Here is a 10,045-nt window from a genome sequence, read left to right on the forward strand (position 1 = left end):
ATTCTTGCCTAAGCAATGAATATTGATGCAACAAGTTGTGCAAATGAGCTGAGAAAACCGTGAGCAACCCACCCCCATTATTCACTCTGGACACCTACCAGATTGAAGAAAGCATAGGCTATTTACTGGCGCGCTCGCGCGCCATGCTGGTCAAGAGTTCCGACGAATCATTGATGCAATACGGGATTACCCATGCGCAAGGCGCCATCATCCTGATGTTGTCGACCGGGAAATATTCCACGGCTGCCGATCTGGCGCGCGAGACCTATACCGATGCTGCATCTACCAAACGCATGATCGACCGGCTGGTGGCACGCAAGCTGATCGAGCGTGAGCCATGCGCGCAAGACCGGCGCTTGATGAAATTGCATTTGACTGCAGATGGCGTGGAGTTGTCGAAGCTAGTGCCGCAGGCGTATTGCGGCGTACTGAACAAACATTTTTCCGAGTTCAGCGCGGAAGAAATCGGCTTCTTGAAATCGATGCTCAGACGCTTGCTGGCAAGCAATTCGCCGTCGTAGGAAACACATTGACTATGCAATATTTATTTATTCAATATTACTTTTAAACAAGCTGCTCATTCTCTCTGTAGCCGTTAAATAAAACCGTCAAACCGTCAAATCAATACCGACATGAATCCTCATTTATCTTCAGCCCGACGCCACCTGCCGAAACTCGGCACTCAGCGCCTTGTCATCAGCGCCGCCGTACTGTTACTGGCGGCTTGCGCCAACTTCAGCGGAATCCACAGCAGCGCCAGCAGCAACAAACCGGACGACTACGCCTCCGCGACTTCCCTGCCTGGACAAGGCGGCCAATGGCCTGCCTCTTCCTGGGTCGGCAACATCGGTGGCGAGCCGCTGCAACAACTAGTGGACGAAGCGCTGGCAGGCAATCCCAATTTGCAAGCCGCGGCAGCGCGCATAGGTGCAGCACGCGCCATGGTGGAAGCGGCTGGAGCAAGCAGCAAACCGCAAGTCGGCGCCAGCCTGTCGGCCACCCGTCAGCGCTTCACCGAGAACAGCATTTACCCGCCACCGTTCGGCGGCATGTATGTAACGGACTATGAAACCGCGCTGAACTTTACTTATGACCTGGATTTCTGGGGCAAGCACGGCGCCGAGTTGCGCTCGGCCATATCGCAAAGCAAAGCGGCGGAAGCTGAGCACTACGCGGCGCGCCTGGCTTTGACCGCTGGCATCTCGAAAGCCTGGTTGCAACTGGGACGTCAATATGCGCAGCTGGATCTGACCAATCAGCAACTGGCGCTGCGCGATAAGCTGGACAAGCTGACCCAGCAACGCTTCGCCGCCGGCCTCGACACCCAAAGCGACAACCAGCAAAGCCGGCAACAAGTGGCTGGCTTGCGTGCCGAACAGGCGCAATGGCAGGAAGCGATTGCACTGACCCGCAATCAGATCGCGGCACTGATGGGCAAAGGCCCTGATCGTGGTTTGAAGATCGCCGTACCGACACTGCCGGCGGACAGCGCCGTTGCGCTGCCTGACCAGCTGCCGCTCGGCCTGCTGGGACGCCGCCCCGATGTGGTTGCCGCACGCTGGCAAGTCGAAGCTGCGCAAAGCGATATCAAGGTCGCCAAGACGGAGTTCTATCCGAACGTTAATTTGTCGGCGATGGTCGGCTTTTCCAGCCTTGGCTTCTCGAAATTCCTGACCAGCAGCAGCCGGGTGGTCGGCGCCGGGCCAGCCATCCATCTACCTATCTTTGAAGGCGGCGCCTTGCGCGCTCAACTCAAAGGCCGGGTCGCTGCCTACGACGGCGCAGTGGCAACCTACAACCAGGCGCTCAACGACGCCTTTCATGAAGTGGCAGATAGCGTGCAATCGCTGCACGCGGCTGAAACCCAAGACAAGAATCAACAGACTGCGGTCGACGCTGCCGAGCGCGGCATGAAACTGGCTGAGCAACGACAGCAGGTCGGCACCGGCAACATGCTGCAAGTGGTAAGCACCCAGATCTCCTGGCTGGCGCAGCGCAAACTTGAGCTTGATGTGCGCGCCCGCCGAGCCGATCTGCGGGTCAACCTGATCAAGTCGCTGGGTGGCGGTTTCGACGCCACGGCCGAGGGGCTCAATCCCGCCGAGGCAAGCGCAAATCCTGCCGGCACGCAAGCAAGCGCCACTAACTGATTCTTTAAATAAACCGTTCACTTATTGCGAAACCCGCATCATGACCACACCAAATCAAACTCCACAAGATCCATCCGCCGCTGCCGCTGCTGCGGCGCCAGTCGCCGCCAATGGCAACGGCAAACGCCGTAGCTTGCTGATCGGCGTCACTATCGCCCTTATCATTGTCTTGATCGCCTACGGCATCTGGTGGTTCATCTATGCCCGCCACTACGAAGGCACCGACGACGCGTATGTCGGCGGCAACGTAGTGCAACTGACGCCACAGGTCGGCGGCACGGTATTGGCGATCAATACCGACGATACCGAACTGGTGCAAGTCGGCAAACCGTTAGTGGAACTGGATAAGGCCGATGCCAAGGTGGCATTGGAGCAGGCGGAAGCCCAGCTGGCCCAAACCGTGCGTCAGGTGCGTACACTGTTCGTCAACAATAACACTCTGACTTCCAATGTCAGCGCCCGCACTTCGGAACTGGAACGGGCGCGCGCCGACCTGGTCCGCCGTCAGCAACTGATCAGCACCGGCGCCGTATCCAAGGAAGAACTGGATCACGCTAAAGTAGCCGTGCAAGGTGCGGAAGCTGCGTTGCAAGCTACTCGCGAACAATTGGCGTCGAACAAGGTATTGACCGACCGCACCACGGTTGAACAGCATCCAAATGTGCAGAACGCCGCGGCCCAGGTACGCAATGCTTATATCAATCTGGCGCGTACGACCCTGCTCGCGCCAACCACCGGCTACGTCGCCAAGCGTTCGGTGCAGGTTGGCCAGCGCGTCGCCGCCGGTACTCCACTGCTGTCGATCGTGCCGCTGAATGCGTTGTGGGTTGACGCCAACTTCAAGGAAGTGCAGATCAACAATATGCGGATCGGCCAGCCGGTTACGCTGAAATCCGATCTGTACGGTTCCAAGATCGAATATCACGGCAAGGTGGTTGGCCTGGCAGCCGGCACCGGCTCTGCTTTCGCGCTGCTGCCGGCGCAAAACGCCAGCGGCAACTGGATCAAGATCGTGCAACGGATTCCCGTGCGGATTTCGCTCGATCCTAAGGATCTGGAAAGCCATCCGCTGCGCATCGGCGTATCGATGGACGTCAGTGTCGACGTCGCTCAAACCGAAGGCACTTCGCTGACCGCAGGTACTGCGCGTACCACGCCGGCCTACACCACCGACGTCTTCGACAAGAGCGGCCAGGAAGCCGATCAGCGTATCGCCAGCATCATCGCCGCCAATAACAATGCAGCTGCGGCACATTAAGCTGCTGCCTGCCCTGCCGGACGCCGCTATCGTGACAGTGACGGCGTCCGCTACGCGAACCCTTACCGGAATGCCTTCATGAGTTCCCCAAAACCAGCGATGCCGGCGCGGCCGCCATCGCAACCACTGCCGCCGCTGACCGGCGGCAAGCTAGTCATGGGCACGGTAGCGTTGTCGCTAGCCGTGTTCATGAACGTGCTCGATTCTTCGATTGCCAACGTTTCGATCCCTGCCATTTCCGGCGATCTGGGCGTATCGCCGCAACAAGGCACCTGGGTCATCACTTCGTTTGCCGTCGCTAACGCCATCTCGGTGCCGCTGACCGGCTGGCTGACCCAGCGCTTCGGCCAGGTTCGCCTGTTTGTCACATCGATTATCCTGTTCGTTTTGTCTTCGATACTGTGCGGCCTGGCTCCCAGCATGGAAATACTGATTGCAGCGCGGGTGCTGCAAGGCGCGGTCGCAGGGCCGATGATTCCTTTGTCGCAATCGTTACTACTCTCAAGCTACACTCCCGCCAAGAGCGGCATGGCCCTGGCGTTCTGGGGCATGACCACACTGGTGGCGCCGGTCATGGGGCCGCTTCTGGGCGGCTGGATCTCGGACAATTACACCTGGCCGTGGATTTTCTACATCAATATCCCGGTTGGCGTGTTCGCTGCCTGGGCTACCTGGTCGATCTATCACAAGCGCGAGTCAGCGGTATATAAGCTGCCAATCGATAAAGTCGGTCTTGGCTTGCTGGTGATCTGGGTCGGCTCATTGCAGATCATGCTGGACAAGGGCAAGGAACTCGACTGGTTCAATTCCTCGACCATTGTGATATTGGGTGCGGTGGCGCTGGTTGCCTTTATCTACTTCGTCATCTGGGAACTCGGCGACGATCACCCGGTAGTCGACCTGACCCTGTTCAAAGGCCGTAATTTCAGTGGCGGCGTGATCGCGATCTCGGTCGGCTACGGCCTGATGTTCGGTGGCCTGGTGATCCTGCCTTTGTGGCTGCAAACCACGCTTGGCTACACCGCAACGCTGGCGGGAGAAGTGATGGCGCCGGTCGGGATCTTTGCCATCATCCTGTCGCCATTCATCGGCAAGATCCTGCCCAAGATCGATGCCCGCTGGGTTGCCAGCACCGCGTTCCTGGTGTTTGCAGTGGTGTTTTACATGCGTTCGCAATTCACTGAAAACGTCGACACCTTCACATTGATGATCCCTACCGTGATCCAGGGTGCGGCGATGGCCATGTTCTTCATTCCGCTGACCTCGATCATCCTGTCGGGCCAGCCGCCGGAAAAAATCCCGTCGGCGGCCGGTTTGTCCAACTTCGTGCGGATCATGTTCGGCGGCATGGGCACTTCGATCACCAGTACATTGTGGGACCGGCGCACCTCCTTGCATCATTCCCAGCTGACCGAATTCAGCGGCCCGCACAGCCCGGCATTTACCGATGCGGTAAACAATCTCACCGCCCAAGGCATGCCGGAACCGGCCGCCTGGGCCACGATCGAACGCCTGATTACGGTGAAAGCTGCCACTCAGGGCGCTACCGACATATTCTGGATGTCGGCGGTATTGTTCATGATGCTGATTGCGCTGGTATGGCTGACCAAGCCGCAACGTTCCAGCTTACCGGTTGACGCCGGCGGTGCGCACTGAGATTGAATATGAGTTGCACATGAGTTGAACACGGGCGATCAGGCGCGGATAGCAAAACAGGCCACGCAATAAAAACGGGCAATGCATATTGAATATGCATCGCCCGTTTGTTTTCCTGCGGATCGCTTTACAAGTTCGATTTACAAAATATGCTTACCGATCCACCAGGCAATCGCCGCCATGAAAGCCGACGCCGGAATCGTCAACACCCAGGCCCAGACGATATTCCCCGCCACTCCCCAGCGCACTGCAGAGACCCGCCGCGCCGCGCCAACACCAACGATGGCGCCGGTGATGGTATGCGTAGTCGAGACTGGAACGCCCAGCATGGTAGCCAGGAACAAGGTGATGGCGCCGCCGGTTTCAGCGCAAAAGCCGCCTACCGGTTTCAATTTGGTGATTTTCTGGCCCATGGTCTTGACGATGCGCCAGCCGCCGAACAGCGTACCGAGACTGATCGCGCTATAGCAGGAAATAATCACCCACCACGGCGGTAGCGCATCGCTCTGTTGCGAGAAGCCGGTAGCAATCAAGAGCATCCAGATGATGCCGATGGTTTTCTGCGCATCGTTGCCACCATGGCCCAGGCTATACATCGACGCCGACAGCAGTTGCAAACGGCGGAACCATTTGTCGACCTTGCGCGGCGTCGAACGCACGAAAATCCACGACACCAGCACCATCATGATGGAGCCGAAGACGAAACCCAGCAATGGCGACAAGACGATAAACGCGATGGTCTTGATCAGGCCCGCCGAGATCAGCGAGCCAGTGCCGGCCTTGGCCACGGCAGCGCCAACCAGGCCGCCGATCAAGGCATGCGAGGATGAGGATGGAATGCCGTAGTACCAGGTCAAGATGTTCCAGCAGATAGCGCCGACCAGTGCACCGAAGACGACGTAATGATCGACCACATTAGGATCGATGGTGCCCTTGCCGACCGTGGCGGCAACGTGCAACTGAAATACCGCAATCGCAATGAAGTTGAACAGCGCCGCCATGGCAACCGCTTGTTGCGGCTTCAAGACGCCGGTGGAAACCACTGTAGCGATCGCATTGGCGGCGTCATGAAAGCCGTTCATGAAGTCGAATACCAGCGCCAGTGCAATGAGGAAGACAAGAACGTAAATACTGATTTGAAGAGTGTGCATGAGTAGCCAGAGTCGTTTTTTTTAGGATTGCATCGATGCGATAGCAGCCATCAGCCGCCACCGCCCTACTCTGCATCAGGCATTCTCGACGATGATGCCTTCGATGATATTGGCGACGTCTTCGCAACGGTCGGTGACCGTTTCCAGCAATTCGTAAATGGCTTTCAGCTTGATCAGGGTGCGTACATCCGGTTCGTCGCGGAACAGTTTCGACATGGCGGCGCGCATCACATGGTCGGCATCCGATTCCAGGCGGTCGATCTCGACGCAGATGGCCAGGATTTCACGCGAGTTATCCATGTTGTGCAGCAAGCCTACCGCTGCCTTGACCTTCTCCGCGCAACCCAGGCACAGCTCAGCCAGGCGCTTGGCTTCTGGCGTAATCGCCTTGATGTCGTACAGGGAAATGGTCTGTGCCGCATCTTCCAGCAAATCCAGAATGTCATCCATGCGCGTGATCAGCTGATGGATGTCATCGCGATCGATCGGCGTAATGAAAGTCTTGTGCAGCATGTCGATCGCATGATGGGTGACCTGATCGGCCTGCTTCTCTATGCCTTCGATCGCATGCACGCGAATTTCCAGATCGTCGAAATTAGTCATCAACGCCACCATTTCCTTGGCGCCCTTGACGCATAGCTCTGCGTGCTGGTTAAAGAGCTCAAAGAATTTGCCCTCGGTGGGCATCAATCGTCCAAACATGTTTATTCTCTCTTCTGAGGGTTAAGCTGAATCTAATTACCTAATACTTTGACTTAAAGCATCTTGATTTAAAGCAAACAAATGTCACGGAACTGAAATATATCAGGCTCGGGAGAACGTTGCTAAATTGCTTTTGCAGGTTTTGCGTGATTGCAACAAAAAATGGAAACGACGGTCAATCGCCGCCGTACGGCGCATCCAAATTACCAACGTAATTGTCGAATTTAGTGTATTGGCCAAGGAAACTCAGCCGCACGCTGCCGATCGGACCGTTACGCTGCTTACCGATGATGATCTCGGCGGTGCCCTTTTCTTGCGAATCTGGGTTGTACACCTCGTCGCGATAAATAAACAGGATGACGTCGGCATCCTGTTCGATAGCGCCGGATTCGCGCAAATCGGACATCACGGGGCGTTTGTTGGGGCGTTGTTCCAGCGAGCGATTCAACTGCGACAGCGCGATCACCGGGCATTGCAACTCTTTCGCCAAGCCCTTCAGGTTACGCGAGATTTCAGAAATTTCGGTCGCGCGGTTTTCACCGGCGTTGTTGGCCGACATCAGCTGCAAGTAATCGATAATGATCAAGCCCAGCGTACCGCATTGACGCGACAGACGGCGCGCCCGCGCCCGCAACTCAATCGAACTCAGCGCCGGGGTTTCGTCGATGAACAGCTGGGCGTCGTTCATCTTCTGGATTGCATGGGTCAGGCGCGGCCAGTCTTCATCGTTCAGACGGCCGGTACGCAAGCGGTGCTGGTCGAGCTTGCCGACCGAACCCAGCATACGCATGGCGAGCTGGGTACCGCCCATTTCCATCGAAAAAATCGCCACCGGCAAACCGCTGTCGAGCGCGACGTTTTCACCGATATTCACCGAGAATGCCGTCTTACCCATGGACGGCCGGCCGGCCACGATGACCAGGTCGCCCTTTTGCAAACCGGAAGTCATCTTGTCGAGATCGATGAAACCGGTCGAGACGCCGGTGATGTCACTCTGGTTGTCGCGGTTGTAAAGTTCGTCGATACGCTCCACCACTTGCGTCAGCAAAGGCTGGATTTCCTGGAAACCCTGGGCGCCGCGCGCACCTTCCTCGGCAATCGCGAAAATCTTGGATTCGGCCTCGTCCAGCATCTGCTTGACTTCCTTGCCCTGCGGACTGAAAGCCTGGCCGGAAATTTCATCGGCGACGGTAATCAGCTTGCGCAATACGCCGCGGTCACGCACGATCTCGGCATAGCGACGGATATTGGCGGCGGACGGCGTGTTTTGCGCGAGTGCGTTGAGGTAGCTCAGGCCACCCACTTCTTCAGCCTTGCCGGTGCCGCTCAGCGACTCAAAGACGGTGATCACGTCAGCCGGTTTGCTGCCGTTGATCAACTTCACCATGTGCTGGAAAATGATGCGATGGTCGTAACGATAGAAATCGTCGGCGTTCACAAAGTCGGCGATCTTGTCCCACGCCGCATTATCCAGCAGCAGTCCGCCTAAAACGGATTGCTCTGCTTCGATTGAATGGGGTGGTACGCGGAGGGAGTCTAACTGTGGATCGGACGGTGCTTTGGAAGGTGCTTTCATGGCGCGAATTATACCTGCTTCTGATATCCGTCTTGCCCCTGCCGCCCAAAAAAAGGACATAAAAAAAGCCGGGGGAAACCCGGCCTTTTAATACAACAACAACTATTTGCTAGCAGCGTATAAGGTGTGCTTAGACGTGCTCGCCGATCACTGCGATAACGATGTCAACCACAACATCGGTATGCAAGGCGACAGCAACAGCGTGCTCACCGGTAGTCTTCAGCGGGCCGATAGGCAAGCGAACTTGTGATTTTTCAACTGCGAAACCTTGCTTGGTCAACGCTTCAGCGATATCGAAGTTAGTCACGGAACCGAACAAACGGCCGTCAACACCCGATTTTTGCGAAATCTGCACGGTCAGGCCGTTCAGTTTTTCGCCCTGGACTTGAGCAGCAGCCAGCTTGGCGGCAGCAGCTTTTTCCAGATCTGCACGTTTCGCTTCGAATTCAGCGATTGCAGTAGTTGTAGCACGACGTGCCATACGTTGTGGAATCAGGAAGTTACGTGCGTAACCGTCCTTGACGCGAACAACTTCACCCAGATTGCCGAGATTAACGACTTTTTCCAACAGAATGACTTGCATATTTTTCTCCTATTCCAAGTCGTCAATTAAGCGTTGTGCAGATCGGTGTATGGCAGCAGCGCCAGGAAACGCGCGCGTTTGATCGCGGTGTCCACTTGACGTTGATAGATTGCCTTGGTGCCGGTCAGACGTGCTGGCATGATCTTGCCGTTTTCTTGAACAAAATCCTTCAGCGTGTCGATATCTTTGTAATCAACGCTAGCTACGTGAGCAGCGGTGAAACGGCAGAATTTCTTGCGCTTGAACAGCGGGTTTTGTTGCTGACGCTTGTTTTTCAGTTTGCTTTTATCGAACTTTTTACCGAATGCCATTTTTGGCTCCTGTATCTAAATTTTTGACTAAATAATTAATCTGCAATTTCCATTGCAGCGAAATCCGTGATGTGAAATACCAGGCTTCTACCGTTGCGACTCTTGCGCGCCATGAATCCTGTGAACCAGAAGCTGCCACCCAATGCAGCCTGACTGAATCTTCCTGAAATCTCGCCAACGGCTAGCGCGGCAATTTCAAATTCAATCAAACGCTTGATACCCGCTTCAATCGGCTCCGACCGGTGCTGCAATATTGCAGATACGATCGGAATGCCTGCCGGTGTATAACGTATGACTTCACGTTCGGCAATTACGGCAACCAGCTGAAACACGTTATTGGTTTGGCTCACTCCTGATGGACTCGATAGCTATGCAAAATGCTGGCAGGCGCTTGGTAAATCAGGCTGCCGGCGCTTCGGTGCGATGGCTCTTGGCAGCATCTTCCTTCTGCACAGCCTTCATCATTGGCGAAGGGCCAGTTTCGGCCTTCTTCAGCTTGACGGTCAGATGACGCAACACTGCATCATTGAACTTGAAGCCGGTTTCGATTTCAGCCAGAGTTTCGCTGTCGCACTCGATGTTGAGGCAGACGTAATGTGCTTTAGCCAGTTTCTGGATCAGGTATGCCAGTTGGCGGCGGCCCCAGTCTTCCACGCGA

Annotated in this window: 11 protein-coding genes; 4 read left to right on the forward strand and 7 right to left on the reverse strand. The window is 56.0% G+C overall.

All coding sequences use genetic code 11. The features are described 5' to 3' along the window. The first annotated feature begins 59 nt into the window (after window positions 1–59). The 4 genes from VNZ60_RS08085 to VNZ60_RS08100 all read left to right on the forward strand — a co-directional run bounded on the left by VNZ60_RS08085 (window position 60) and on the right by VNZ60_RS08100 (window position 5,064). Complete coding sequence (locus tag VNZ60_RS08085) at window positions 60–521, forward strand: MarR family winged helix-turn-helix transcriptional regulator (RefSeq protein ID WP_325657904.1); 462 nt, start codon at window positions 60–62, stop codon at window positions 519–521. 111 nt (window positions 522–632) lie between these two features. After that, the gene (locus tag VNZ60_RS08090; RefSeq protein WP_325657905.1) at window positions 633–2,150 is read left to right on the forward strand and encodes an efflux transporter outer membrane subunit; all 1,518 of its coding nucleotides are present in this window, start codon (window positions 633–635) and stop codon (window positions 2,148–2,150) included. A gap of 40 nt (window positions 2,151–2,190) precedes the next feature. Beyond that, complete coding sequence (locus VNZ60_RS08095) at window positions 2,191–3,408, forward strand: HlyD family secretion protein (RefSeq protein ID WP_325657906.1); 1,218 nt, start codon at window positions 2,191–2,193, stop codon at window positions 3,406–3,408. 78 nt (window positions 3,409–3,486) lie between these two features. Then, window positions 3,487–5,064: a DHA2 family efflux MFS transporter permease subunit gene (locus VNZ60_RS08100; RefSeq protein ID WP_325657907.1), complete on the forward strand. Its 1,578-nt coding sequence runs from the start codon at window positions 3,487–3,489 to the stop codon at window positions 5,062–5,064. Window positions 5,065–5,204: 140 nt separating this feature from the next. Here VNZ60_RS08100 and VNZ60_RS08105 read toward each other — a convergent pair whose 3' ends face one another. The 7 genes from VNZ60_RS08105 to rpsF all read right to left on the reverse strand — a co-directional run. Continuing rightward, window positions 5,205–6,215 (reverse strand): inorganic phosphate transporter, encoded by a 1,011-nt coding sequence (locus VNZ60_RS08105; RefSeq protein ID WP_325657908.1) that lies wholly within the window; start codon window positions 6,213–6,215, stop codon window positions 5,205–5,207. 75 nt (window positions 6,216–6,290) lie between these two features. Next, a complete protein-coding gene (locus tag VNZ60_RS08110) occupies window positions 6,291–6,917 on the reverse strand; it encodes a DUF47 domain-containing protein (RefSeq protein ID WP_014006461.1) in 627 nt (208 codons plus the stop codon). A gap of 175 nt (window positions 6,918–7,092) precedes the next feature. Next, window positions 7,093–8,493 carry a replicative DNA helicase gene (locus VNZ60_RS08115; RefSeq protein ID WP_325657909.1) on the reverse strand — a complete coding sequence of 467 codons (1,401 nt, stop codon included), beginning with the start codon at window positions 8,491–8,493 and terminating at the stop codon, window positions 7,093–7,095. A 130-nt stretch (window positions 8,494–8,623) separates the two neighbouring features. Next, the gene (gene rplI / locus VNZ60_RS08120) at window positions 8,624–9,076 is read right to left on the reverse strand and encodes a 50S ribosomal protein L9 (RefSeq protein WP_325657911.1); all 453 of its coding nucleotides are present in this window, start codon (window positions 9,074–9,076) and stop codon (window positions 8,624–8,626) included. A gap of 26 nt (window positions 9,077–9,102) precedes the next feature. Beyond that, complete coding sequence (gene rpsR, locus VNZ60_RS08125; RefSeq protein ID WP_014006464.1) at window positions 9,103–9,387, reverse strand: 30S ribosomal protein S18; 285 nt, start codon at window positions 9,385–9,387, stop codon at window positions 9,103–9,105. Between the two features lie 35 nt (window positions 9,388–9,422). Continuing rightward, window positions 9,423–9,737, reverse strand: coding sequence for a primosomal replication protein N (gene priB, locus VNZ60_RS08130; RefSeq protein ID WP_325657916.1), 315 nt, complete (start codon window positions 9,735–9,737; stop codon window positions 9,423–9,425). Between the two features lie 49 nt (window positions 9,738–9,786). Further along, the coding region (gene rpsF, locus VNZ60_RS08135; protein WP_325657918.1) for a 30S ribosomal protein S6 at window positions 9,787–10,045 on the reverse strand (259 nt) is incomplete at its 5' end.

The sequence above is a fragment of the Collimonas sp. genome, from assembly GCF_035566375.1.
In the GTDB taxonomy this organism is placed as follows: Bacteria; Pseudomonadota; Gammaproteobacteria; order Burkholderiales; family Burkholderiaceae_D; genus Collimonas.

Coding starts and splice junctions, on each gene's coding strand:
- VNZ60_RS08110 (WP_014006461.1), bottom strand. CDS start 6,917: ATGTTTGGACGATTGATGCCCACCGAGGGCAAATTCTTTGAGCTCTTT.
- VNZ60_RS08115 (WP_325657909.1), bottom strand. CDS start 8,493: ATGAAAGCACCTTCCAAAGCACCGTCCGATCCACAGTTAGACTCCCTC.
- VNZ60_RS08090 (WP_325657905.1), top strand. CDS start 633: ATGAATCCTCATTTATCTTCAGCCCGACGCCACCTGCCGAAACTCGGC.
- VNZ60_RS08100 (WP_325657907.1), top strand. CDS start 3,487: ATGAGTTCCCCAAAACCAGCGATGCCGGCGCGGCCGCCATCGCAACCA.
- VNZ60_RS08095 (WP_325657906.1), top strand. CDS start 2,191: ATGACCACACCAAATCAAACTCCACAAGATCCATCCGCCGCTGCCGCT.
- VNZ60_RS08105 (WP_325657908.1), bottom strand. CDS start 6,215: ATGCACACTCTTCAAATCAGTATTTACGTTCTTGTCTTCCTCATTGCA.
- rpsR (WP_014006464.1), bottom strand. CDS start 9,387: ATGGCATTCGGTAAAAAGTTCGATAAAAGCAAACTGAAAAACAAGCGT.
- rplI (WP_325657911.1), bottom strand. CDS start 9,076: ATGCAAGTCATTCTGTTGGAAAAAGTCGTTAATCTCGGCAATCTGGGT.